The organism is Streptomyces sp. CB01580 (genome assembly GCF_001905795.1).
Classification (GTDB): domain Bacteria; phylum Actinomycetota; class Actinomycetes; order Streptomycetales; family Streptomycetaceae; genus Streptomyces.
The window spans coordinates 1-24,317 of sequence record NZ_LIXJ01000012.1; the positions used below are offsets into that span (position 1 = coordinate 1).

General features: G+C 70.4%; 21 protein-coding genes and 1 tRNA gene. 8 read left to right on the forward strand and 14 right to left on the reverse strand.

Annotation, left to right across the window (positions count from 1 at the left end; genetic code table 11):
* Nucleotides 1–506 precede the first annotated feature (506 nt).
* Complete coding sequence (locus AMK22_RS18565) at nt 507–1,409, forward strand: LLM class flavin-dependent oxidoreductase (protein WP_073786446.1); 903 nt, start codon at nt 507–509, stop codon at nt 1,407–1,409.
* A gap of 157 nt (nt 1,410–1,566) precedes the next feature.
* On the opposite strand, the gene AMK22_RS18570 is transcribed toward AMK22_RS18565, so the two are convergent.
* The 4 genes from AMK22_RS18570 to AMK22_RS18585 all read right to left on the reverse strand — a co-directional run bounded on the left by AMK22_RS18570 (nt 1,567) and on the right by AMK22_RS18585 (nt 5,882).
* Nucleotides 1,567–2,109, reverse strand: a complete 543-nt coding sequence (locus AMK22_RS18570; protein ID WP_073786447.1) for an RNA 2'-phosphotransferase — start codon at nt 2,107–2,109, stop codon at nt 1,567–1,569.
* 166 nt (nt 2,110–2,275) lie between these two features.
* Complete coding sequence (locus AMK22_RS18575) at nt 2,276–3,256, reverse strand: MerR family transcriptional regulator (RefSeq protein WP_073786449.1); 981 nt, start codon at nt 3,254–3,256, stop codon at nt 2,276–2,278.
* On the reverse strand, nt 3,253–5,034 hold the full coding sequence (locus tag AMK22_RS18580) for an SDR family oxidoreductase (RefSeq protein ID WP_073786450.1): 1,782 nt from the start codon (nt 5,032–5,034) through the stop codon (nt 3,253–3,255). The genes AMK22_RS18575 and AMK22_RS18580 overlap by 4 nt, the downstream gene beginning before the upstream one ends.
* Nucleotides 5,031–5,882, reverse strand: a complete 852-nt coding sequence (locus tag AMK22_RS18585) for a M24 family metallopeptidase (protein WP_073786452.1) — start codon at nt 5,880–5,882, stop codon at nt 5,031–5,033. The genes AMK22_RS18580 and AMK22_RS18585 overlap by 4 nt, the downstream gene beginning before the upstream one ends.
* 207 nt (nt 5,883–6,089) lie before the next feature.
* Between AMK22_RS18585 and AMK22_RS18590 the strand changes: the two genes are divergently transcribed.
* The 6 genes from AMK22_RS18590 to AMK22_RS41815 all read left to right on the forward strand — a co-directional run bounded on the left by AMK22_RS18590 (nt 6,090) and on the right by AMK22_RS41815 (nt 11,055).
* Nucleotides 6,090–7,193: an ABC transporter ATP-binding protein gene (locus tag AMK22_RS18590; RefSeq protein ID WP_443333301.1), complete on the forward strand. Its 1,104-nt coding sequence runs from the start codon at nt 6,090–6,092 to the stop codon at nt 7,191–7,193.
* Complete coding sequence (locus AMK22_RS18595) at nt 7,190–8,101, forward strand: hypothetical protein (RefSeq protein ID WP_073786453.1); 912 nt, start codon at nt 7,190–7,192, stop codon at nt 8,099–8,101. Before AMK22_RS18590 ends, AMK22_RS18595 begins: the two co-directional genes overlap by 4 nt.
* On the forward strand, nt 8,098–9,009 hold the full coding sequence (locus tag AMK22_RS18600) for an ABC transporter ATP-binding protein (RefSeq protein ID WP_073786455.1): 912 nt from the start codon (nt 8,098–8,100) through the stop codon (nt 9,007–9,009). Before AMK22_RS18595 ends, AMK22_RS18600 begins: the two co-directional genes overlap by 4 nt.
* A gap of 30 nt (nt 9,010–9,039) precedes the next feature.
* A complete protein-coding gene (locus AMK22_RS18605; protein WP_073786456.1) occupies nt 9,040–9,759 on the forward strand; it encodes an ABC transporter permease in 720 nt (239 codons plus the stop codon).
* Nucleotides 9,760–10,724: 965 nt separating this feature from the next.
* Nucleotides 10,725–10,813: transfer RNA gene (locus AMK22_RS18610), tRNA-Ser, on the forward strand.
* 119 nt (nt 10,814–10,932) lie between these two features.
* Nucleotides 10,933–11,055: a hypothetical protein gene (locus AMK22_RS41815; protein ID WP_274535429.1), complete on the forward strand. Its 123-nt coding sequence runs from the start codon at nt 10,933–10,935 to the stop codon at nt 11,053–11,055.
* Here the strand turns inward: AMK22_RS41815 and AMK22_RS18615 are convergent.
* The 9 genes from AMK22_RS18615 to AMK22_RS18655 form a co-directional block, all read right to left on the reverse strand.
* Nucleotides 11,052–11,849 carry an HAD family hydrolase gene (locus tag AMK22_RS18615; RefSeq protein WP_073786458.1) on the reverse strand — a complete coding sequence of 266 codons (798 nt, stop codon included), beginning with the start codon at nt 11,847–11,849 and terminating at the stop codon, nt 11,052–11,054. The two genes, AMK22_RS41815 and AMK22_RS18615, sit on opposite strands and share 4 nt — an antisense overlap.
* A complete protein-coding gene (gene serS / locus AMK22_RS18620) occupies nt 11,846–13,135 on the reverse strand; it encodes a serine--tRNA ligase (RefSeq protein ID WP_073786459.1) in 1,290 nt (429 codons plus the stop codon). Before serS ends, AMK22_RS18615 begins: the two co-directional genes overlap by 4 nt.
* Nucleotides 13,136–13,868: 733 nt before the next feature.
* Nucleotides 13,869–14,804 carry a prephenate dehydratase gene (pheA, locus tag AMK22_RS18625; protein WP_073786461.1) on the reverse strand — a complete coding sequence of 312 codons (936 nt, stop codon included), beginning with the start codon at nt 14,802–14,804 and terminating at the stop codon, nt 13,869–13,871.
* 153 nt (nt 14,805–14,957) lie between these two features.
* Entirely contained in the window at nt 14,958–16,247 is a 1,290-nt protein-coding gene (gene efeB, locus AMK22_RS18630) for an iron uptake transporter deferrochelatase/peroxidase subunit (protein ID WP_107430595.1), read from the reverse strand.
* A gap of 113 nt (nt 16,248–16,360) precedes the next feature.
* Nucleotides 16,361–18,445: a copper resistance protein CopC gene (locus tag AMK22_RS18635; protein WP_073786462.1), complete on the reverse strand. Its 2,085-nt coding sequence runs from the start codon at nt 18,443–18,445 to the stop codon at nt 16,361–16,363.
* Between the two features lie 14 nt (nt 18,446–18,459).
* Nucleotides 18,460–18,915 carry a copper chaperone PCu(A)C gene (locus tag AMK22_RS18640; RefSeq protein ID WP_073786464.1) on the reverse strand — a complete coding sequence of 152 codons (456 nt, stop codon included), beginning with the start codon at nt 18,913–18,915 and terminating at the stop codon, nt 18,460–18,462.
* A complete protein-coding gene (locus AMK22_RS18645) occupies nt 18,912–19,565 on the reverse strand; it encodes an SCO family protein (RefSeq protein ID WP_073786465.1) in 654 nt (217 codons plus the stop codon). Before AMK22_RS18645 ends, AMK22_RS18640 begins: the two co-directional genes overlap by 4 nt.
* Before the next feature lie 212 nt (nt 19,566–19,777).
* A complete protein-coding gene (locus AMK22_RS18650) occupies nt 19,778–20,530 on the reverse strand; it encodes a YcnI family copper-binding membrane protein (RefSeq protein ID WP_073786467.1) in 753 nt (250 codons plus the stop codon).
* A gap of 218 nt (nt 20,531–20,748) precedes the next feature.
* A complete protein-coding gene (locus AMK22_RS18655; protein WP_199883265.1) occupies nt 20,749–21,549 on the reverse strand; it encodes a hypothetical protein in 801 nt (266 codons plus the stop codon).
* Between the two features lie 373 nt (nt 21,550–21,922).
* On the opposite strand from AMK22_RS18655, the gene AMK22_RS18660 reads away from it, so the two are divergent.
* On the forward strand, nt 21,923–22,552 hold the full coding sequence (locus AMK22_RS18660) for an ATP-binding protein (RefSeq protein WP_073786468.1): 630 nt from the start codon (nt 21,923–21,925) through the stop codon (nt 22,550–22,552).
* A 74-nt stretch (nt 22,553–22,626) separates the two neighbouring features.
* Here AMK22_RS18660 and AMK22_RS18665 read toward each other — a convergent pair whose 3' ends face one another.
* Nucleotides 22,627–24,099 (reverse strand): aminopeptidase P family protein, encoded by a 1,473-nt coding sequence (locus AMK22_RS18665; RefSeq protein ID WP_073786470.1) that lies wholly within the window; start codon nt 24,097–24,099, stop codon nt 22,627–22,629.
* Nucleotides 24,100–24,317 lie beyond the last annotated feature (218 nt).

The window sequence follows — 24,317 nt, forward strand, 5'->3', positions numbered from 1 at the left end:
CATCGTCAGTGAGTTCAGTACGCGCCATACCAGATTCCTACCCGCCGCGAACGATCAACGGAAGAGGCATCTCACGCCTTGATCACGACTCAGGACAGGCCCTAACGCTTCCTCATCGGAGAACGCACAGATCCAGTCCAGGCCCCCGAACTCGGCAGTCCACAGCCCATCTCGCTCCTCCAGCGGCACCAGCACCACGCGGCTACGGGAGTCCGCGAGCCGCTCCCGTACCGCCTCCCGAGCCTGTTCCACGGGATCGACCTCTGCTGGAAGCACACGCGCAACCGGCGGCACCGTCGGCGTTGAAGCCGCTCGTTTGACAGCCTCGGCCTTCAGATGAGCCCACTCCTCGTCAAACCCCACCCAGAACCTCCGTCGGCTCGCTGGTCAGCTCCAGAATGCCAGCTCGTCACCCCCGGCTGTTCGAGCCGAAGCACCTCGGACTCATCAGGATCCGGCCACAACGAGGCGTCGGCTGTCCGCTGAACGGACGTAGGCTCGGGGGTATGAGCCTGCGCCTGAGCACCGTGATCCTGCCCGTCGACCGCTGGCACGAGGCCGGCCGTGCCACGTGGCAGCGCGCCGAGGAACTCGGCTTCCACGCGGCGTACACCTATGACCACCTGTCCTGGCGGTCCTTCCGGGACGGCCCGTGGTTCGGTGCGGTGCCCACCCTCACCGCCGCCGCGGCGGCCACCGAGCGGCTTCGCCTCGGCACGCTCGTCACCTCGCCCAACTTCAGGCATCCGGTGACCCTGGCCAAGGAGCTGATCTCGCTCGACGACATCTCCGGCGGCCGGATCACGCTCGGCATCGGGGCGGGAGGCAGCGGCTTCGACGCCACCGCACTCGGGCAGGAGGCATGGACGCCGAAGGAGCGCGCGGACCGGTTCGGCGAGTTCCTCCCTCTGCTCGACCGGCTGCTCACCGAGGACGCGGTCACCCACCAGGGCACGCACTACTCCGCGCACGAGGCCCGCACCATCCCCGGCTGCGTCCAGCGCCCCCGGCTCCCGTTCGCGGTCGCCGCGACCGGGCCGCGCGGGCTGAGGCTCGCGGCGCGGTACGGCCAGGCGTGGGTGACGACCGGCGATCCGAAGCTGTACGAGGAGGGCACCCCGGAGCAGTCGGTGGACGCCCTGCGCATGCAGGCCGAGAAGCTGGGCAAGGCGTGCGCGGAGGTCGGCCGGGACGTGGCCGAGCTCGACCAAGTCCTGCTGACCGGCTTCACCCCGGACCGGGGCCGCCCGCTGGAGTCCGTGGACGCCTTCGTGGACTTCGCGGGACGCCACCGCGACCTCGGCTTCACCGAGATCGTGATCCACTGGCCGATTCCCGACTCCGACTTCGCCGCGGACGAGAAGGTCTTCGAGCGCATCGCCACCGAGGGCGTGGCGCAGCTCGGCTGATCTGCGCTTCGTCGCCGGCCCTTACGTCGCCGAACGGCGGGGACGAACGGCAGTGCGCGCACTCGTCCGCCCCGCTCCGGGGACGGTTTCCCGACGTCTCCGGGGCCCGTGTTCCTCGTCGTCCGGCCCCGCACGACCCGGGCGACGCCCCGCGGGTTCAGCCACGCAGGCGCAGGAACGAGGGCGGCACGGCGGCGGTGAGCCAGACGCCGTTGGCGCTGACGTAGAAGGTGTGGCCCGCACGGTGCATCGCGCCGGCGTCCACCGACAGGACGACCGGACGGCCGCGACGTGCTCCGACCCTGGTCGCCGTCTCGCGGTCGGGCGAGAGATGGACGTGTGTGCGGTCCATGGGGCGCAGGCCCTCGCTGCGGATCGCGTCCAGCACACGGCCCACGGTGCCGTGGTAGAGGTACGCGGGCGGATCGCACGGCGGCAGGCCGAGGTCCACGGGGACGGTGTGGCCCTGGCTGGCGCGGATGCGACCGTTCTCGACGGCGAAGCGCTGCTTGTCGTTGACGGCCACGACATGGTCGAGCTCGGCACGGGTGAGGGAGAAGCCGTGGCGCGCCGTGGCGCGCAGCAGCTCGTCGATCGGCACCCATCCATGGGCGTCGAGCGCGATTCCGATTCGCTCCGGTCGATGTCGCAGGTGTTTCGAGAGGTATTTGGACACCTTCACGGTGCGTTTTTCGTCCATGTCCTCAGCCTGCCGGGGCTGTTTCCGGTGCGCATCCGCATTTCATAGTGATTCACTGAAGCAATTTTATTTGCTTCGATAATTTTTTCCATCCAGGTTTGGTCCACAGCCAACTCGACTTATCCACAGGCACGTTGATCATTCTGTGGACAAGCCGCCTGTAGGGTCAGGTGATTTGGTCAACAGGTGCTGTTTTGGAATCGGATGAGGCAAGTGCATCCAATGTTCTTGCCTGCACCTCTCGTTCGGCAGCTGCCGTCACGAATGCGGAGACGTTGTCCGTACCAACAAGCCGCCGAACACGGCCAATTGTCTCCCTGGGGACGGATACCGGCGTCGTTTCGGGGGCCGAGGAGCCGGGGGCGGGAGCCGTGTGCGTGCTCAGGTGATGACGCAGGTGGAGCGTGGCGAACGTCCTCATGGCCCGGGCGAGTTCCGCGTCCACCGTCTGTTGGGCGAGCGGGCGCAGTCTGCGCACCATGGCGGCGGCATCTACCGCATCCGCGTCCGTGGGCGGATGCTGGCCCAGGTAGCGCGCGAAGACGTGTTCGTCGGTGAACTCCAGGAAACGAGCCGCTATTTCCTCCACCTGTCCTCGAAGTTCTCTCAGGTGTGCGGAGATCGCGCGCAGTGGAACACCGGCGGCGTGCAATTCCACCGCCACGGCGAGCTCCTGTGGACTGGGGACCAGGAATTCGTCGTCCCGTCCCGGGACGCGTTCCAGCACGCCGAGGTCCACCGCCTCGGCGACCGCCTCGTCGTCCGGGCTGCCGCCGAGCCGGGCGTTCAGCTCGGCCCGCGTGATCCGGCCGGCCCGCTCGTCCGTCCAGGGGCCGTGCACCTCGGCGACGAGACCTAGCACCCCGCCCAGACCGCGGCCGGCGTCCCAGGCGTCCAGCAGCTCCTTGATGCTGGCCAGGGTGTAACCGCGATCCAGCAGGTCCGCGATCTGCCGGAGCCGGGCCAGGTGGCTGTCCCGGTACACATTGGCCCGGCCGCGCCGCTCCGGCGTCGGCAGCAGTCCGCGGTCCTGGTAGGCGCGGATCGTGCGGACCGTGGTTCCGCTGGCATGGGCCAGGTCCTCGATCCGGTACTCGGCGGCGGACCGCTCCGCCGCCGCGGACGGCGACTGCCCGGCGCCGGTCACAGCGGCGGCTTCAGACGGGCGATCCCGCGCAGCGCGCCGGGACTGAAGCGGGCCAGGAGCCGGGCGCCGCGGGCCTCCGGCGTCACCGGCACGACGGCCTGGTTGCGCACCACGGCCTTGAGGACGGCGTCGGCGACCCGCTCCGGGGGATAGTTGCGCAGCCCGTACAGCCGGACGGCCCGCTTGCGCAGCCGTGCCTCCTCCGTGGTGTCGGCACCGGCGAAGCGCGCGGTGGCGGTGATGCCGGTGTTGACGATGCCGGGGCAGATAGCGCTGACCCCGATCGACCGGTCGGCGAACTCGGCCCGCAGGCATTCGCTGAGCATCAGCACGGCTGCCTTGGAGGTGCTGTACGCGGGCAGGGCGCGGGAGGGCTGATAGGCGGCGGCAGAGGCGGTGTTGACGATGTGGCCGCCCTGGCCGCGCTCGGCCATCTGCCTGCCGAAGATCCGACAGCCGTGGATGACGCCCCACAGATTGACGTCGAGGACGTTCCTCCAGTCCTCGCTCGTGGTCTCCAGGAAGGATCCGGACAGGCCGATCCCGGCGTTGTTGACCAGGACGTCGACGATGCCGTACTCGGCGGCGACCTTGTCGGCGAGCTTCTCCATCGCCTGCTCGTCGCTGACGTCGACCACTTCGCCCCAGGCGGCGGGGGACCCGATCAGCCGGGCCATCTCGGCCGTCCTGGCAGCGCCCTCCGCGTTCCGGTCCACAGCCACCACTCGGGCACCCGCCTCGGCGAAGGCGAACGCGGTGGCCCGGCCGATGCCACCGGCCGCGCCCGTCACCAGGACCAGCTGCCCGGCGAACCGGTCCGCGTACGCCCCGGTCGGCCCGGTGTCCCGCACCGGCCGGCCGCTCTCCTGCGACGCCTCGTTGGCGGCGACGAACTCGCTGATCCAGGAGGCGAGACGGTCCGGCCGGGTGCGCGGCACCCAGTGCTTGGCCGGCAGCGTGCGGCGCAGCGACTGCGGTGCCCACAGCTCCAGTCGGTCGTACAGCTTCTCCGAGAGGAAGACGTCACCGGTCGGCGTGATCAACTGGACCGGCGCGTGCGCGTAGGCGTCGGTGCGGGGCCGGCGCAGCCGGGCCCGCACGTTGTCGCGGTAGAGCCAGGCGCCGTGCGCCGCGTCATTGGGCAGGGAGGGCGTCGGGTAGTCGTCCGTGGGCACCTTCTCCAGCCGTCGCAGGACTTCCGGCCACCGTTTGCCGAGCGGACCGCGCCAGGCGAGCTCGGGCAGGACCGGGGTGTGCAGCAGGTAGACGTACCAGGACTTGGCTCCCTGGCCGAGCAGCTGTCCCACCCGGCGCGGGGTGGGCCGCGTCATCCGCTGTTTGATCCAGTGCCCGAAGTGGTCCAGCGAGGGCCCGGACATCGAGGTGAACGAGGCGATCCGGCCCTCGGTGCGCTCGACCGTGACGAACTCCCAGGACTGGACCGAACCCCAGTCGTGCCCGACCAGATGGACCGGACGGTCCGGGCTCACCGCGTCGACGACGGCCAGGAAGTCGTCGGTCAGCTTCTCCAGGGTGAAGCCGCCGCGCAGCGGCCTGGGCGCGGTGGACCGGCCGTGACCGCGCACGTCGTACAGCACCACGTGCCACTGTTCGGCCAGCTGCCGTGCCACATCCGCCCAGACCTCCTTGCTGTCCGGATAGCCGTGGACGAGGACGATCGTCGGCCGCTTCTCGTCGCCCAACTCGGCCACGCACAGCTCGATTTCACCCGTGCGGACCCGGCGCTCCCGCGCCCCCGTCAGACCCTGCGGACTCATGCCGCCACCCTCTCCTCGGCCCAGCGCCGCACATGCGGCAGATCGTCGTCCAGCCAGAAGGCGCTCTGTTCGGGATCCTTGGAGTCGGTGACCACCAGGATCTCCTCGAACTTGGCGCCCGTACCCCGGAATCCGAGGTGGGGCTCGACCGCCCACAGCCCCGGCCGCGGCGGGTGGTCGGAGAAGCGGTACGGGCTCCACAGCGGCGACCAGCCCTCCCGGTGGCCGTGCAGCGCGTCGCTCAGCAGCCCCTTGAGGGACTGGGCGCCGAAGCCGAACACATGCGGGGACCAACGGCGTTCGGGAACGCGGTCGATCTTGTGGGCGATGACGCCGAAGGGATACGCGCGATGCCGGTTGGCGTACCCCTGCTCGACCATCAGCCGGTCGACGTCCTCGTAGATCTCGCGCAGCGGGCGTCGCTCCCGCACCTCGCGCAGGATCAGCTCGCGGTGCGCCTCCAGATCGGCGAGGAGCTTGTCGTGCAGGGGGTTGGGCCCGAGACAGCCGGAATACCCGATGTCCGCCGTGAACCCCTTGTACACCGGGGCCATGTCGAGAATGAACGGCATCCCCGGCTCCAGCCGCCGGTCGGTCGGGAAGAATTGCAGGGGCACCTTGAAACCGGCGAACGCCGTCCGGTCCCCGAACCAGGCGAACGGGAGGTGGAACCAGTCCCGGACCCCGCGCTCGCGCAGCCAGTCGCGCTGCATCCTGGCCGCCTCGCGCTCGGTCACCCCCGGCACGAGCCGTCCGGCGACCGCCTCGGCGCAGGCGTACGCGAGACGCTGCACCTCCGCGAACCCCCGCAGCTCCGGGGCTCGTTCGTCCTTCACTGCCGAAGCCATGCCACCGTCCGTTCCCTGCTGTGTGCGGTACGTGTCCGTAACGTGACACTGATGAATGTGACAATGTCCCGCGGCTACGTCAAGGGGTGTGTGGAGACCTGTGGAAAACCGCGGATGCCCGTCACGGCCCCGGATCCCCCTCCGGGTGGTGGTCCCCCTACGGGCCCGTACACCTGGAGGCTGAGGTGCTGTCCAACCCCAGGGCTGATGTGCTGTGTGGCCCGCGCCACTACCGTCGGAGCCGTGACTGTCATCGCGACCGAAAGCCTGAGCAAGCGGTTCCCACGGGTGACCGCGCTCGACCGGCTCTCCCTGGACATCGGACCCGGCGTGACCGGCCTGGTGGGTTCCAACGGAGCCGGTAAATCCACATTGATCAAGATCCTGCTGGGTCTGTCCCCCGCCACCGAGGGCCGGGCCACGGTGCTCGGTCTCGATGTCGCCACCGACGGCGCCGCCATCCGGGAGCGGGTCGGGTACATGCCCGAGCACGACTGCCTGCCGCCGGACGTCTCGGCCACCGAGTTCGTCGTCCACATGGCGCGGATGTCCGGTCTGCCGCCCACCGCCGCGCGTGAGCGCACGGCGGACACCCTGCGCCACGTCGGCCTGTACGAGGAGCGCTACCGCCCCATCGGCGGCTACTCGACGGGCATGAAGCAGCGAGTGAAGCTGGCCCAGGCACTCGTGCACGACCCGCGGCTGGTTCTGCTCGACGAGCCCACCAACGGTCTGGACCCGGTCGGCCGTGACGAGATGCTCGGGCTGATCCGCCGCGTCCACACCGATTTCGGCATCTCGGTCCTGGTCACCTCGCACCTCCTGGGCGAGCTGGAACGCACCTGTGACCACGTCGTCGTCATCGACGGCGGCTCCCTGCTGCGGTCCAGCTCCACCAGCGACTTCACCCAGACCACCACGACCCTCGCGGTCGAGGTCACCGACAGCGACACCCATCCGGACGGCACGGCCGCGCTGCGCCGGGCCCTCGTCCGGGCCGGCGTCGGTCTCGTGGGCCAGGACGGTCTGGACGGACAGGGGCTGCCCGGCGCGGGCCACATCCTGCTGGTCGAGGCCACTGGCGAGGAGACGTACGACATCGTGCGCGACAGCGTCGCCGCGCTCGGGCTCGGCCTCGTACGGATGGAACAGCGGCGCCACCACATCGCCGAGGTCTTCCGCACCGAGGAGGAGCCCAGGGCCGGCGCCGCGGGAGGTACCGCGGCCGTGCCGGCGCCCGCCGAGCCCGCGTCCGGGCCCGCCGAGGCCGCCGACCGGAAGGGCCTTGCAGCAGAGGGGGATCGGCCGTGACGAGCACACAGACCGGAGCCGTGAGCGGGAGCGACACCTCCCGTATCCACAACATCGGGTACCGCTCCTACGACGGTCCCCGGCTCGGCCGCGGCTATGCGCGCCGTTCGCTGTACTCGCAGTCCCTGCGGGGCGCCTTCGGACTGGGACGTTCCGCCAAGTCCAAGGTGCTGCCGATGCTTCTCCTCGGCGTGATGTGCATGGTCGCGGCGATCATCGTCGCCGTCTCCATCTCCATTCCGGGCAGCACGGCCCTGCAGATCAAGTACACGTCCTTCGCGATCTACATGCAGGCCGTCATCGGCCTGTTCGTCGCCGCCCAGGCGCCGCAGTCGGTTTCCAGAGATCTGCGTTTCAGAAGCGTTCCGCTGTACTTCTCCCGACCGATCGAGCGCGTCGACTACGTCGTGGCCAAACTGGCTGCCATGGCGTCCGCGCTGCTCATCCTCACCGGGGCGCCACTCGTGATCCTTTATGCGGGCGCGCTGCTGGGGAAGTTCGACTTCGTCGAGCAGACCAAGGGATTCGGACAAGGGATGCTGTCGGTGACGCTGCTCTCTGTACTCTTCGCCGGACTGGGGCTGGTGATGGCGGCACTGACGCCGCGCCGCGGCTTCGGTGTCGCCGCGGTGATCGCCGTGCTGACCATCTCCTACGGCGCGGTCTCCACGGTGCAGGCCATCGCCTGGCAGACGGGTTCCGAGGGCGCCGTCGAGTGGCTGGGGCTGTTCTCCCCGATCACGCTGATCGGGGGCGTGCAGGCCGCGTTCCTCGGCGCCAGTTCGCCCTTCCCCGGCGGGGCGGTCCCCGGGGTCGGGGTCGGTGCGGTCTATCTGTTCGCTGTTCTCGCGCTCGTCGCCGGCTCGTACGCCGTACTGATGCGCCGCTACCGGAGGGTCGGACTGTGACCACCATCGAGATCGACCACACCTCGCGCTGGTTCGGCAACGTGGTCGCCGTCAACGACGTGAGCATGACGGTGGGGCCGGGCGTCACCGGGCTGCTCGGGCCCAATGGCGCGGGCAAGTCCACGCTGATCAACATGATGGCCGGCTTCCTCGCCCCGTCCACGGGCACCGTCACGCTCGACGGACGGGCGATCTGGCGGAACGAGGCGGTGTACAAGGAGATCGGCATCGTCCCGGAGCGGGAGGCGATGTACGACTTCCTGACCGGCCGCGAGTTCGTCGTCGCCAACGCGGAGCTCCAGGGTCTCGGCGACGCGGAGGCGCGTCGGGCGCTGGCCACGGTCGAGATGGAGTACGCGCAGGATCGGAAGATCTCCACGTACAGCAAAGGCATGCGCCAACGCGTGAAGATGGCGTCCGCCCTGGTCCACGAGCCGTCGGTGCTGCTCCTCGACGAACCGTTCAACGGGATGGACCCGCGTCAGCGGATGCAGCTCATGGAGCTGCTGCGGTTGATGGGGGCGGAGGGACGTACCGTGCTCTTCTCGTCCCACATCCTCGAAGAGGTCGAGCAACTCGCCTCGCACATCGAGGTGATCGTGGCAGGACGGCACGCGGCATCCGGTGACTTCCGGAAGATCCGCAGGCTGATGACGGACCGCCCCCACCGCTACCTCGTCCGCTCCAGCGACGACCGCGCCCTCGCCGCCGCGCTCATCGCCGACCCGTCGACGGCCGGTATCGAGGTGGACCTGGGCGAGCGGGCCCTGCGCATCCAGGCGGTCGACTTCGGGCGCTTCACCGAACTGCTGCCGAAGGTGGCACGCGAGCACGGAATCCGTCTGCTGACCGTCTCGCCGTCCGACGAGTCCCTCGAATCGGTCTTCTCCTATCTCGTAGCGGCCTGAGTAGTGGCCTGAAAGGAGCTGTGAATCGTCATGTACGACCCCACAGTCGCCCGGCTCACCTACCGGGCCCTGCTCGGCCGACGCCGGGCCGCCATCCTCTTCGTCCTGCCGGTGCTGCTGGTGGCCATCGCCGTGGCGGTACGGATGTTCGCCGGAGCCGACGACCAGATCGCGTCGGACGTGCTGGGAGGCTTCGCCATCGCCACGATGGTGCCGCTGATCGGCGTGATCGCCGGAACCGGGGCCATCGGTCCCGAGATCGACGACGGATCGATCGTCTACCTGCTGGCCAAGCCGGTGAAGCGGCCGACGATCATCTCCACCAAGCTGATCGTGTCCATTGCCGTCACCATGGTCTTCTCCGCGCTGCCCACACTGATCGCCGGCCTGATCCTCAATGGCAACGGCCAGCAGATCGCGGTGGCGTACACCATCGCGGCACTGGTCGCCTCGATCGCGTACAGCTCGCTGTTCCTGCTGCTGGGCACGGTCAGCCGGCACGCGGTGGTCTTCGGCCTCGTCTACGCGCTGGTGTGGGAGGCATTGTTCGGCTCGCTGGTGCCGGGGGCGCGCACGCTCAGCGTGCAGCAGTGGTCCCTCGCGGTGGCCGAGAAGGTCGGCGGCGACGGTGCGATCACTTCCGACGTCGGGCTGCCGGTCGCGACCGTCCTGCTGGTCGCGGTCACGGTGGCGGCGACCTGGTACGCCGGTCAGAAGCTGCGCACGCTGAAGCTGGCCGGGGAGGAGTGAGCTCGGTCGGGGAGAAGCGGGCGTGGGCCCCACGAAGGGCCGAGGCTGCCCGGTGAGCGGGGGCCGCGGCGGTTGGGGTCGCCCGGTCGGTGAGGGCGGTGGTGCGTGGAGTCGACCCGGTGCATGTGGGTCGGGCCACGGCACGCAGGCTGCGCCGTGAGGCCGTGAGGCCGTGAGGAGAGGGCGTTCGGTGCGTCCGGGCTCTGTGAGTGCCGGGAGCCCGTGAACGCGGCCTGAGCCGGGCGCCTTTCCGCCTTCCTTCTCGTGGTGCCCCGCCCCTCTGCCGTCCTTGTCAACCCTCGCCCGGTGGGCGGGGGTTGATGCGTTGTGCGAGGTGCGTGAAGGCAACTGGGATCCGTGGCGTCGCAGCGTTCGTGAATCGGGTATGGCCGATGCCGGTGGGGGAGTGCTCGCCGGGTCGGTCGTCGAGTGAGTGGCAACCGTGAGCGTCCTCCGCCTTTAGGCCCGGGGCAGGGCTGTCCATCACCGGCTCGACAGCCTCGACCGGAGACTGGACCTCACCCATCGGGCCGTCGGCGCCATGAGCGTGCGGCTGGGGCGTCTGTCCCAGGACGTCGTGCGGATCGACGGCAGGATGGACGATCTCGCCCGCCGTCCGAAGGGGTTGAACCGCAGGGGCAGGCAGCGCCGACCTGCGGGCCGTTCACGGCCCTTCGGCGTTGCCCGAAATCGAGTGGCGCTCAAGGACCTCCCCCGGCACAGTGGTTGGTGCAACACGTGCCGGACCGGGCCCTGCGGGCCCGAGCCCAGCGACAGCCGTACGCCCGCGTGTACGCCACAGACCGGGAGAGGAGCGCGACGATGACCGACAGTCCGAGTCCGTCGAGTTCCCATCAGGGCGGCCCCGAGACGGCGCCGGAGTAGTCACCGACGACTCCGCCGTGCCGATCGGGGCAGGATGCCTGGGGCGGCTTCTTCGCGCCTTCGCGCGCGGCCGCCCTCCCGGAGGATTGGCCGAGTGGTAAGGCAGCGGCTTGCTAAGCCGTCGTCGGGGCCGTGAAACCCCGCGCGCGTTCGATCCGCGCATCCTCCGCCGAGCTTGTCCGCGGTGTGGACACCCGTGCGACTTGCGGCAGATGTTGCCCGCTGCTCGCGGCCGTGCCGGTTCGTGTCCGGCTTCTGTACGCGTACCGTCCTCGCACGGGAGCGGCGGTGTACGACCGGACGCGGGAGCGATACACGTACGACCGGCTCACCCGTGCCCGGCCCCGTACGACGAGCGGCCCCGTGCTGACGCCCGGGGCCGAACACCGCCTGTTCGAGAACCCGGCCTAGAGCAGGCGCTCCAGGACCACGGCGATGCCGTCGTCCTCGTTGGACGCCGTGATCTCCTGGGCCACGGCCTTCAGGTCCTCGTGCGCGTTGGCCATGGCCACACCGTGCCGTGCCCAGGCGAACATCGGGATGTCGTTCGGCATGTCGCCGAAGGCCAGCGTGTCCGTGGCCTTCACGCCCAGGCGGCGTGCGGCGAGCGAGAGCCCGGTCGCCTTGCTCAGCCCCAGCGGGAGGATCTCCACCGTGCCCGGACCGGCCATGACCACGTCCACCAGATTGCCGACGGCCGCTCGCGCGGCCTTCGTCAGCGCGTCGTCGTCCAGCTCCGGGTGCTGGATGTAGACCTTGTTCAGCGGGGCGGCCCACAGCTCGGCCGGGTCCTGCGCCACGACGGACGGCAGCGGCCCGTCCTGGACGCGGTAGCCGGGGCCGATCACCACCTCGCCGTCGAGTCCGTCGCGGCTCGCCGCCAGCGCCAGCGGGCCGACCTCGGCCTCGACCTTGGACAGCGCGAGCCCGGCGAGCTGCCGGTCCAGCGTCAACGAGGTCAGCAGCCTGTGCTCGCCCGCGTGGTAGACCTGCGCTCCCTGGCCGCAGACCGCGAGGCCCTCGTAGCCGAGGGCGTCCAGGATGTGCCGGGTCCACGGCACACCGCGGCCGGTGACGATGATGTGTGCGGCACCTGCCGCGGCGGCCCCGGTCAGTGCCGCACGGGTGCGTTCGGAGACCGTCTCGTCGTTGCGCAGCAGTGTGCCGTCGAGGTCGGTCGCGACCAGTTTGTACGGAAAGGTCACTTGGCGACCGGTTCCAGCACCTCGCGCCCGCCCAGGTACGGCCGGAGGACCTCGGGGACCCGTACCGAACCGTCGGCCAGCTGGTGGTTCTCCAGGAGCGCCACGATCGTGCGTGGCACGGCGCAGAGCGTGCCGTTCAGCGTGGCCAGCGGCTGGAGGACCTTCTTGCCGTCGCGGGTGTCGCGCATCCGGACGGACAGACGGCGCGCCTGGAAGCTGTTGCAGTTCGACGCGGACGTCAGCTCGCGGTACTTGCCCTGGGTCGGGATCCACGCCTCGCAGTCGAACTTGCGGGTGGCCGAGGCGCCCAGATCGCCGGAGGCGACGTCGATCACCTGGAACGGCAGCTCAAGGGCGGTGAGCCACTGCTTCTCCCAGTCGAGAAGCCTGCGGTGCTCGGCCTCGGCGTCCGCGGGGTCGACGTACGAGAACATCTCCACCTTGTCGAACTGGTGGACGCGGAAGATGCCGCGGGTGTCCTTGCCGTACGTGCCGGCCTCGCGGCGGTAGCACGGCGAGAAGCCCGCGTACCGCAGCGGCAGCTTGTCGGCCTCGATGATCTCGTCCATGTGGTACGCGGCGAGCGGGACCTCGGAGGTGCCGACCAGGTAGAAGTCGTCCTTCTCCAGGTGGTACACGTTCTCCGCGGCCTGGCCGAGGAAGCCGGTGCCCTCCATGGCGCGCGGGCGGACCAGCGCGGGTGTCAGCATCGGGACGAAGCCGGCCTCGGTGGCCCGCGCGATCGCCGCGTTGACGAGGGCGAGCTCCAGCAGCGCGCCGATGCCCGTCAGGTAGTAGAAGCGCGATCCCGAGACCTTGGCGCCGCGCTCCATGTCGATGGCGCCCAGCATCTCGCCGAGCTCCAGGTGGTCCCTGGCCTCGAAGCCCTCGGCCCCGAAGTCACGGATCGTGCCGTGGGTCTCCAGGACGACGAAGTCCTCCTCGCCGCCGACCGGCACGTCCTCGTGAACGATGTTGCCGAGCTTGAGCATCAGGCTCCTGGCCTCGGCGTCCGCCTCGTCCTGTGCCGCGTCGGCCGCCTTGACGTCGGCCTTCAGCTGCTCGGCACGCTTGAGCAGCTCGGCGCGCTCCTCGGGCTTCGCCTTGGGGATGAGCTTGCCGAGCGACTTCTGCTCGGAACGGAGTTCGTCGAAGCGGACGCCGGACGACCTGCGCCGCTCGTCGGCGGAGAGAAGGGCGTCGACGAGGTCGACGTCCTCTCCACGGGCGCGCTGGGAGGCGCGAACACGGTCGGGGTCCTCACGGAGCAGGCGAAGGTCAATCACCCCTCCAGGCTACCGGTGCGCGCTTCCGCAGCTCGAACCGATATCACCGCGCGTGTCATTTTGCCCGAATTGTTAGAATTGATAAATAGCGGGGGTATTGTGCATTCGGCGTCGGGCCCGATTGTGTTCGCTGTCGGATCCGGCCGGTCAACGAAATGAGTTTACTCCCCCAAAGGGGGCGGATGGTGCTGGCTTCCTTGACACACCTGCCCCGTGAAGGGCGGGAGTTGAGGTCTCCTTGTCCACAGGTGTCGCCCCCTGCGCGAGTTATCCACAGGCTGTGAGGAAGGTCTGTGGATGGTGGAGGGGCGCGCTCCGAAAGTGATGCCGTGTCGCACAAAATCTCCTCCCAAACCTGCCGAGGGCGCCCGTTCGGGTGGGGATTCCTTGTTCTGCAGGGCTGATCGCCGGAATCGGGGCGGTGGTGGGCGACCCGGCCGGGCCGGGTGGCTGTGGATGCATCCGAGTCGATCGGGGCGATATGTCGACCATGCCGCATTTCGATATCGACTTGTCCCCAGGTCGAGAACTGCCCCTGTGGATAACTCCTGGATGGTGCGGGGGTGCCGAAGATCGGCTGGTGATATCGGCCTGGCCCGGCTCATGACCTGGCCCTGTCTTCCGGTCCCGCCCCCGCTTCCCGGCCTGGCCCGGCTCCCGGCTTCGCTCTCGGCCCCGGCCCCACTCTTGTGGTCCGGGTCCCGCTCCGTCCGGAGGCTGTCGTGGAGCGGTGTCAGACCCGGCCGTCCAGATTCCGGGCCAGCCAGTCGGCGGCCTCGGTGAACTCCGCGTCCGACGTGCCGGGCCGCAGCGGCCGTACGTCCTTCGGCTCCACCCCGGCCCGCGGATACGACCCGAGGAACCGCACGTTCGGACAGATCCGCTTCAGGCCCATCAAGGCCTCGCCGACCCGCCGGTCCGCGATGTGACCCTCGGCGTCCACCGCGAAGCAGTAGTTGCCGATGCCCGCGCCCGTCGGCCGCGACTGGATCAGCATCAGGTTCACCCCGCGTACCGCGAACTCCTGGAGCAGTTCGAGCAACGCACCGGGCTGGTCCTCGCCCAGCCAGATGACCACCGACGTCTTGTCCGCACCCGTCGGCGCGGCGGGCCGTGCCGGGCGGCCCACCAGGACGAAGCGGGTCTGCGCGTTCTCCGCGTCGTGGATCTCGGTGACCAGCGGCTCCAAGCCGTACGTCGCCGCCGCGAACTCGCCGGCGAAGGCGGCGTCGTACCGCCCCTCCTGCACCAGCCGGGCGCCGTCCGCGTTGGACGCCGCGGATTCCCACATGGCGTCCGGGAGATGGGCGGCCATCCAGTTGCGCACCTGCGGCTGCGCGGCCGGATGCGCGGTGACCGACTTGATGTCGGACAGCTGGGTCCCAGGCCGCACCAGCAGCGCGAAGCTGATGGAGAGCAGCACCTCGCGGTAGATCATCAGCGGCTCGCCGGTGGCCAGCTCGTCGAGCGTCGTGGTGATGCCGCCCTCGACCGAGTTCTCGATCGGCACGAGCGCCGCGGCGGCGGATCCGCTGCGCACCGCGTCCAGGGCCGCCGGGACGGAGACCATCGGTACGAGTTCGCGGGTGGCGGCTTCCGGGAGCGTACGGAGGGCGACCTCGGTGAAGGTGCCTTCGGGGCCGAGATAGGCGTAGCGCGTGGCGGACATACCGTCACCCTAGTGCCCCTCCCGGCGACGTCCGTCCCCGTCGTACCGCCCGGACCCGCAGGCTCGACGGCGTCGGCCACGAGCTCCCGCGGGGGCGGCGACAAGCCCTCGTGGAGTCGGCCCGAGGGCTTCCGGCGGCCTCGTGCCGAGGTTTCAGGAATCCAGAAGCCGCTGCCCCACGTACTCGCCGTCCGCCGCCCCGCCCGGTACCGCGAACAGACCGCTGGCCTCGTGCCGGATGAAGGGCGACAGGGCGTCTCCCCGGTCCAGCTTGCGCTGCACCGGCACGAACCCGCGCAGTGGATCCGCCTGCCAGCAGATGAACAGCAGTCCGGCGTCCGGAGTCCCGTCCGCCGCGATGCCGTCGTGGTAGGAGAACGGGCGCCTCAGCATGGCCGCGCCACTGTTCTTCTGCGGGGAGGAGATCCGGGAGTGCGCGTTGTCCGGAATCAAGAGCCTGCCGTCCGGACCGGCCTTGTCGAGGTTCATGGGCGTGGTCTCGGAGCCGCCGCTGAGCGGGGAGCCGTCCGTCTTGCGCCGCCCTATGACCCGTTCCTGCCGTTCCACCGAGAGTTTCTCCCAGTCGTCGAGCAGCATCCTGATCCGGCGCACGACCGCGTACGAACCGCCTGCCAGCCAGTCGTGCCGGGCGTCCGTCCCCGTCGCCGGGAGGAAGACGCGCTGGTCGAAGTCGTCGTCGGCGGGCTTGGGATTGCCGGTGCCGTCGATCTGGCCCATCAGGTTGCGGGCGGTCATCGGCCGTGCGGTGGCACCCGGAGTGCGGTTGAAGCCGTTCATCTGCCAGCGGAGCCGGGTGGATCCGGCGGCCTCCTTCTGCACGGCGCGCAGTGCGTGGAAGGCGACGAGCGCGTCGTCGGCCCCGATCTGCACCCAGAGGTCGCCCTCGGACTGCTTGGGGTCGATGCGGTCGTTGGAGAACGGCGGCAGCGGGTCGAGCCCCGGCGGGCGACGGTCGACCAGGCCGGTGCGGTCGAAGAAGGTGCGCCCGAAGCCGAAGGTGATGGTCAGCGACGACGGCCCGGCGTCCAGGGAGATTCCGGTGTCGTGGGCCGTGCCGTCCGCCGCACCGCCGTCCGCCGGTTCACCGGCCATGAGGCGTCGAGCCACACCCGACCAGCGGCGCATCAGGGCGGCGGCTTCCTTGCGGCCCGTACCGGGTGCCAGGTCGAAGGCGAGGAGATGGCCGCATGCCTGAAGCGGAGTGGTGATCCCCGGTTGGTGTTTCCCGTGAAACATCACCTGTGTGGATCCGACCGCGGTCAGGGCTGTCGGCGCGTCGGGCCGGGTGGCGGCATAGCCAGTCGCACCACCGGCCGCCCCCAGCACCAGGCCGGCGGCACCGGTCGCGCCCACGCCGCCCAGCAGTTGCCGCCGGGAGAGGCCGCCGTGGCCACCGCTCTCGCCGTTCCCGCCGGTAGTGATGCTCCCGTCGTTGCTGTTGTTCCTGCTCTTGCCGTTGATTCCGCCGTTGTCTCTGTCGTTCTTGCCGGTCTTGCCGCCGTTGTCGCTCTTGTTGTTCACGCTCACGATTCCGCTCAGCCGATCTTCATGTTCTTGTCGACGGTCGTCTGGTCGATGTCCGAGGTACGCACGGTCACCGCGACCTTCCAGTCGCCCGCTATCGGGACCTGGACACCGCTCGCGGTCCAGTGGCCCTCGGCGAACCGGGTGGGGACGGCGGGAAGCGGGCCGATGCCCTTGGACTCCAAGGTGAAGGCGACCTTCAGCTCGGGGACGTCCATGGCCTTGCCCCCGGGGTCCTCGACCCAGATGTGGAGTTCGTTGGTGCCGGTACGACCGGGGTCGATGTCCATGCGCACCGTTCCCTTGCCGTTCTCGCCGCCCGTGTCGAACGGCAGCTTCACGGTGAGCGGGCCCTCGGCCGCCGAGACGGCCGCCGTCGTGGAGCCGCGGGCCTCCTCCTCGGTTCGCCCCGGCTCGGTCGAGGTCAGCACGGTCGTCACGGCCAGGAGCGCGACGGCGACACCGACCTCCGTCAGGACCGAACGGCGCAGTCCCGAACGGTCGGGGTCGGCGTCGCGGAGCCGCTTCTTGGCGGCGGTGGCCATGGCGGCCCTCTGCCGGGCGAGCTGTGCGGTCCGCGCAGGGTCCTCGGCCGCCGGTACCGACGTCGACGTGGACGCCGAGGAGTCCACGTCGGTGGTGCCGGTGCCTGCAGCGGTATCGGGTCCCGCACCGCTGTCCGTCACGGCGGCCCTGGTGTCTGTGACGGCGGCTCCGGTGCCGTCGTCGTCCCGCTGCCCCTCCGTACCGGCCTCGGCGCTCTCGCCGTCGCGTCGTTCCGCACCGGCATGAGCACCGGCACCGCCCAGGACCAGCCGCGCGGTCCAGCGGCGCGAGCCCCAGGCGATCGCGACCATGACGGCGACGAGCCCGACCTTCACGAGCAGCAGCTGTCCGTAGTCCGTGCCGGTGAGCGCGGACCAGCTGCCGACCTGGCGCCAGGACTGGTAGATCCCGGTGGCGGTGAGCACCAGCACGCTGCCGAACGCGATACGGGAGAAGCGCGCCACCGCCGCCGCATCGATGTCCGGAGTCCGGTAGAGCGCGACGAGCAGTGCCGCCAGCCCGCCCAGCCAGGCGGCGACGGCCAGCAGATGGAGCAGGTCGACCGGCATGGCGATGCCGGGCTGGAGGCCCGCCGAGGCGTGCTCGGCGAGCGACCAGGTACCGGCGATCCCCGCGGCGATCACCACCCCGCCCGCGGCCAGTCCGAACGTGAGGTCCTTCCGCTCGTGCTCGTCCGCGCGCCTCGCCTGTGTCCGTGCGTACGCCCCGAACAGTACGGCGATGAAGAGGGCGGACGCGCCGAGCAGCAGCAGCCGGGAGACGAGCGCCGCCCCGGGCTTCGTGTCGAGCACGGCCTTCAGACCGTCGAGGTCGAAGACGTCCGCGAGCTTCCCCGAGCCGGTGTAGGGGCTGCGCAGCATCAGCATGACCAGGGTGGCGACGGTGAGTGTCATCCAGCCCCGTACGACCAGGCGCTGCAGGGGTCGCGCGCCCGCACCGCGCGGCCAGCAGGCCAGCACGAAGGCGGAGCCGCCGACCAGCAGGATGAAACCGGCGTACGCGACATAGCGCGCGATGTCGTAGAGGGCGCCTACGAGGCCGCCGCCCGCCTCCTTCGAGGGGAGGGCGACGGTGGTCTTCGAGGGGGCTCCGACGGAGAACGTGAAGGCGCCCGAGATGGGGTGGCTGTCCGCCGACACGGCCTGCCAGGCGACGGTGTACGTACCGTTGGGCAACCCGGAGCGCAGCGGGACGCTGTACTCCATGGTGGAGCCGCACATCAGATCACGTGGTGCGGTGCCGGTGTCGGCGCGTTTGCCGCTGGGGTCCAGGACCCTGATGGAGTCGTCGCCGAGTGCGACGGACTCGGAGAAGCTGAGCTTGATGTCCTGGGGAGCGGTGTCGACCACCGCCCCGTCCTGCGGATCGCTCCCGGTGAGCGCGGCGTGCGCGGACGCGGTGCCCGCGCCGCCCAGCAGCAGGCCGAACACCATGCTGACAAGGGCGGCGAGGAGCGCGGCCGCGGCCAGGGGGCGGCGCATCGCGGAAAGGGACGGGGACGGTCCGAAGTGCGGGGCGGTGGCTGTCATGACGTGTCAGTCCCTCACTGTTTCTTCGGGTTGTAGGTGCTCTCCTTCACGGGAAGGTCGACCTTGATCGTGTCGGCCTTCTCGAAGTGCAGCTCGACGGACACCTTGTCACCCTGTTTGGGCTGTTCCTTGAGCTTCATGAACATGAGGTGGTTTCCGCCGCGTTCCAGATCCAGCCGGCCGCCCGCGGGCACCTCGAAGGACTTCACCATGCGCATCGCCCCGTTCTTCGTCTCGTGCATCGAGACGTCGTCCGAGAGGGGGCTGGTGACCGAGGTGAGCCGGTCGGACGTGCCGCCGCTGTTCTTCACGACGAGGAAGCCCGCCGCCATGTCGTCGACCGGCTGCGGCATGAACGCGCCGGTCACCTTCAGTTCGGGCTCGTCGTTCCCGGACGAGCATCCCGTCAGTGTCAGTGCCAGCCCGGTGGCGAGGGCGGCGGCTCCGGCGAGGGCGGTACGGCGGTTCACGGGTTCTCTCCCTTGACTATCTTCGGCAGGTCTTTGGTGTAGTCCTCGGGCGAGGTGTCCTCGCTGTAGAGCAGGTAGCCCTTGTCGGTCTTCGGGGAGAACGCCATGACCTGGGAGCCGTGCATCGAGACGACCGTGCCGTCCTTCTCCTTCTTCGGCGCGGCGATGCCGATGCCGATCTGACGTGCACCCGCCTGGATGGCCGGGAAGTCGCCGGTGAGGCCGATGAAGGAGGGGTCCTGGGACTTGAGCCAGACGCCCAGCGAGGAGGGGGTGTCCCGCTCCGGGTCGGTGGTCACGAAGACGACCCGGAGGTTGTCCTGGTCCCCCTTGGGGAGGGACTTCTTGGCGATGGAGATGTTGCTCATGATGAGCGGGCAGACGTCGGGGCAGTTGGTGTAGCCGAAGTAGATCAGCGTCGGCTTGCCCTTCGTCTGCTCCCGGAGGTCGTACTTCTTGCCGTGGGTGTCGGTGAGGACGAGGTCGGGCTTGGTGAACGGCTGGTCGAGCACCGTCGCGGCCTTGGTCTTGGCCGGGGCGGAGACATCGGCCACGGGCTGCTTGGCGGCGGTGCCGTCGTCGCCGCAGGCGGACAGGGTGAGCGCCGCCGCGGCGGCGAACGCCGCGGCCAGCACTGGTTTCTTACGCATGGAGCACTGAATCCTGGTGGGTCGATGGGGTTGGTGGGTCGAGGGGACTGGTGGATCGGGGGGACTGGTGGACGGAGGAGGCGCCACGGAGCCTTGGCCCGGACACCGCGTCAGCGCGGGACCCGGGCGGGCGTCGCGGCACCGTGGACCGGGGGCCCCGGGCGCAGCGGCACCCGGGAACCGTGGGAACCGGCACCGGACGGTCTGCCCGGTCAGGCGTTGCGGCGACGGCCCGCGAGGACACCGAAGGCCACCCCCGCGGCACCGACGACGATCCCGACGATGCCGAGGACGCGGGCCGTGGTGTCGCTGTTCGACGCGTCGGACGCCTCGGCGGAGGCCGTCGTGTGCTCGTCCGACTCGTGCGCGGACCCGGCACTGTTCTTGTCGTCGGCGCCCGCGCCGTGGCCGTCGCCGGTCGACGCCGTCAGCTTGAGGACCGGTGCCGGACTCTCCGGCTCGGCGGCGCCGTCCTTCTGCTCCTCGATCCAGCGGACGACTTCCTTGTTGTCGTACGTCTGGACGGCCTTGAACACGAGCTGATCGGCGTCCTCGGGGAGCTGGCCGATGGACAGCGGGAACTGCTGGAAGTAGCCCGGGCGGATACCGGCCTCGTCCTTGTCGCCCTTGGCGGTCCAGGTGACCTTGGAGACGGCCTCGTCGATCTTCTTGCCGTGCATGTCGAGCGGCTTGGCCAGCTTGCTCTTGGTGACCTCGATGTCCCAGCCCGGCACGGCCTGCGGCGTGACCGAGGCCAGCGGGTGGTCGGTCGGGAAGCTGACTTCGAGCTTGACCGTCGAGGCGTTGTCGCGCTCGTTGGGGACCTTGATGTTGACCGACGCGTAGCCGCCTTTGGCGGCCTCGCCCAGCGGCTGCACGGACACGTGCGCGGAGGCGGTGCCTGCGAGAAGCAGGACGGTGGACGCGGCGATGCCGCCTGTCAGGGCGATGCGGGAAACATTCATGACGGGAATCACTCCACGGAAGCACAGAGGAAGGGTGGCGCGGTACGCGGTCGCGCACCGGTGTCGCGACACCTCTTCCCATTCGCGGCGCGCATACGTCGGCGATACGGAACCGGGGGTCCGTATGCCGGGTGTGCGTGCGCCGAGTGACCGGGGCGGCCCGGTGACCCAGGGGGCGGGCGGGGCCGCATGGCTGGGTGGCCGGCCGGGGTGTCGCGTCAGGCTGCGAGTGCGTACGCGGGTGGCGGCCCACGCCTGATCACCGTGTGCTGCAACGCGTCCCCGAGAGCGGGGAGCGGAGTGTCGTCCTCGGTACGGGGGGTGCGAGGCCCGGACGTCGGGGAGCCCGGCAGTCCGGCGCGCAGGGCGGCCACGAGCGCGAGCGCCGCGCGCAGGGCGCGCAGCCGGGCCCCGGCCGCGACCTGCTGCGCGCCGTGTGCGGAGAGCCGGGCCAGCCCGGACAGCGCGATCTCGCCGCGCCGCAGCAGCCAGCCGGTCGCCACGGCGGCCAGCAGGTGGCCGAGCAGCATGGGCAGACCGGGCAGCAGCCCGACGAGCCCGTCCTGGTGCGAGCCGAGCGCGGGGGTCAGGTGCTGGTGCCCGACGGTCACCGACGCCGGGTCGAGGCCCGCGGTGGTGACGATGCGGCGGGCCTCGGCGGCGTTCAGCCGGGCCGGACCCGCGCCGCACACGATGTTCGCCGCGAACCGGATCAGCGAGTCGTCCCCGGCCGAGGCGACCGGATGCGCGGCGGGTGCGCCCACGCTGAAGAGGGAGTGCAGGGCGATCTGTCCGCCGGCCAGCGCGGCGGCGATGGTCGGCAGCGAGCGCTCGCGCCCGGCGAGCGGCGCGACCACCGCGAAGATCCCCAGGAAACCGGCGAGCAGCGTCCACCAGGGGACGGTGGCGCAGGATGCCAGGGCATGTCCTGCCGCGGACAGCGCGACGCAGACCGCGGTGAACACCGTGGCCCTCAGGAGCCGTACACCGGCCCCGGCGCGTGCGACAGGAATGGACATGGCGGGGCCCATCATCGCACCGCGCCCCGCGTCCGGGAACGGCAGGTCCGGAACAGTACCGGCCATCCGACACGTGTGACGGACCCCGCCGTGCCCGGCTTCGAGCGACCGGCCGGAAGCGGGCCGGGCCATGGAGCGGCCCGCCGTCCCGGGGCCCGGTGGCGGACACGGGACGGGGAACGCGCGGCCACGGCCTCGGCCGCGCGGCGGCGGGACCAACGGCCGGTCCTCCGGGGCCGGTTCGGCATACACGGATGGGTGGGGTGCTGGTATCCGCCGAATGAGCGGTCTCACATCCGGGATGCGCTTACGAACGGTTCGGCAGGGCAATACGTACCGGTGGTATGTCGAGCCGCAGCCAGGAGGCTGGAGCATGAGCATCTGGTGGTCCCTCCATCTGCGGCGCGAGGCTGCGAGCGTTCCGCTCGCCCGCCGCTTCCTGCTGGGCACGATGGAGACGGCGGGCGTGGACCCGGAGATCTCGTTCGACCTGTCGGTCGCGCTCACCGAGGCGTGTGCGAACGCCGTCGAGCACGGTGGCGACCACCGCCCCCGGGAGGACCGGCCCCCATACGAGCGGTGGGCACGGGAACAGCACGCTCCGGGGGGAGAAGAGGACGAACGCGAAGAGCGCGGAGAACGGCGGGAGGAACGGCGCGGGGAGCGGGACGCGCGCCGGGGCCCGCGGGACCCGAGGGACGAGCGGCCCGGGGAGGCTCCCGGTCAGTACCGGGTCACCGCGTATCTGGACGGTGAGAAGTGCCGTATCGAGGTCACCGACTCGGGACCCGGCTTCCCCTCCCGCCGCGCGCCGCGGTCGTCGGGGCAGCAGTACGGGGGCCGGTCGTACCCCTCGCTCAGCGCCGAGGACGGCCGGGGGCTCTGTCTGATCGAGCAGCTCGCCGACCACGTCCACTTCGGCAACCGCCCCGGCCGCGGCGCCGTGGTGAGCTTCGACAAGGTCCTCAAATGGCGGGAGGGCGCCCTGCTCATGGTGTCCTGAGCCGGGCGGCCCTCCAGCACGCGTACGTCAGTCCTCGAAGCGGGACGTCAGCCCTCGCCCCTTGGGGCGGGACATCAGCCCTTGAGGCGGGCCATCCACGCCTCGACCTCGTCGGACCGGCGCGGCAGCTTGTCGGAGAGGTTCCGGTTGCCGTCCTCGGTGACGAGGATGTCGTCCTCGATGCGGACGCCGATGCCCCGGTACTCCTCGGGGACGGTCAGGTCGTCGGCCTGGAAGTACAGGCCGGGCTCGACCGTGAGGCACATGCCCGGCTCCAGCGTCCCGTTCACGTACGTCTCGGTGCGCGCGGCGGCGCAGTCGTGGACGTCCATGCCGAGCATGTGGCCGGTGCCGTGCAGGGTCCAGCGGCGCTGGAGGCCCAGCTCCAGCACCTGGTCCGCGGTCAGATCGCCCAGCAGGCCCCACTCGACGAGCTTCTCGGTGAGCACGCGCTGCGCGGCGTCGTGGAAGTCGCGGTACGCGGCCCCCGGCTTGACGGCCGCGATGCCGGCCTCCTGGGCCTCGTACACCGCGTCGTAGATCTTCCGCTGGAGCGGTGTGAACGTGCCGTTGATCGGGAGGGTGCGCGTCACATCGGCGGTGTAGAGGTCGTTGGTCTCCACCCCGGCGTCGAGGAGCAGCAGCTCACCGGAGCGCACCGGACCGTCGTTGCGCACCCAGTGCAGGGTGGTCGCGTGGGCACCGGCCGCGCAGATCGAGCCGTAGCCGATGTCGTTGCCCTCGACGCGGGCGCGCAGGAAGAACGTTCCCTCGATGTAGCGCTCGCTGGTCGCCTCGGCCTTGTCGAGGACCTTCACGACGTCCTCGAAGCCGCGCGCGGTGGCGTCGCAGGCCCTCTGCAGCTCGGCGATCTCGAAGGCGTCCTTGACCAGCCGGGCCTCGGAGAGGAAGACGCGCAGTTCCTCGTCGCGCTCCGCGGTGACCTTGTCGGTCAGGGCGGCCTCGATGCCGGCGTCGTGGCCGCGTACGGCGCGGACCGGTCCGGCGGCCTCGGCGAGCGCGGCCGTGAGTTCGCGGACGTCCTTCGCCGGGATGCCCAGCAGCTGTTCGGCCTCGGCGAGGGAGTGGCGGCGGCCGACCCACAGCTCGCCCTGGCCGTCGAGCCAGAACTCGCCGTTCTCGCGGTTGGAGCGCGGCAGCAGGTGGACGGTCGCCTCGTGGCCGTCCTCGGTCGGCTCCAGGACGAGGACACCGTCCTGCGTCTGGTCACCGGTGAGGTACGCGTACTCGGTGGAGGCGCGGAAGGAGTACTCGGTGTCGTTGGAACGGGTCTTCAGGTTGCCCGCGGGGATGACCAGCCGCTCACCCGGGAAGCGCGCGGAGAGCGCGGCGCGGCGGGCGGCGGTGTGCGCGGCCTGGGGGATCGGTTCGAGGCCGTGCAGCTCGGTGTCGGCCCAGCCGGACTTCATGTTCGCGGCGAGCTCGTCGGAGACGCCCGGGTACAGACCGTTCTTCCGCTGCTCGATCGTTTCCTCTGCTTCGGTCTCCGGGGTCTCCGGGTTCTCCTGGGTGAGCTCCTCAGCCACGACTTGTCTCTCCTTGATACGACATTGGACCCCGTCCATCGTACGGGCGTACGGATACGGGGTGCAGGGCCGGAGGGCCTGTTACACGGCCTGACCGGACCGTATAGGTCCCGCGCGCGTTCGCCCGGCCGCATGCGTGTCCCGAGCCGTGTACGTCCTGTACGCCACCATCGTGGCGTATGCGTTTTGGACGCGTCCGGAACGGTGCGGCTCGGCCG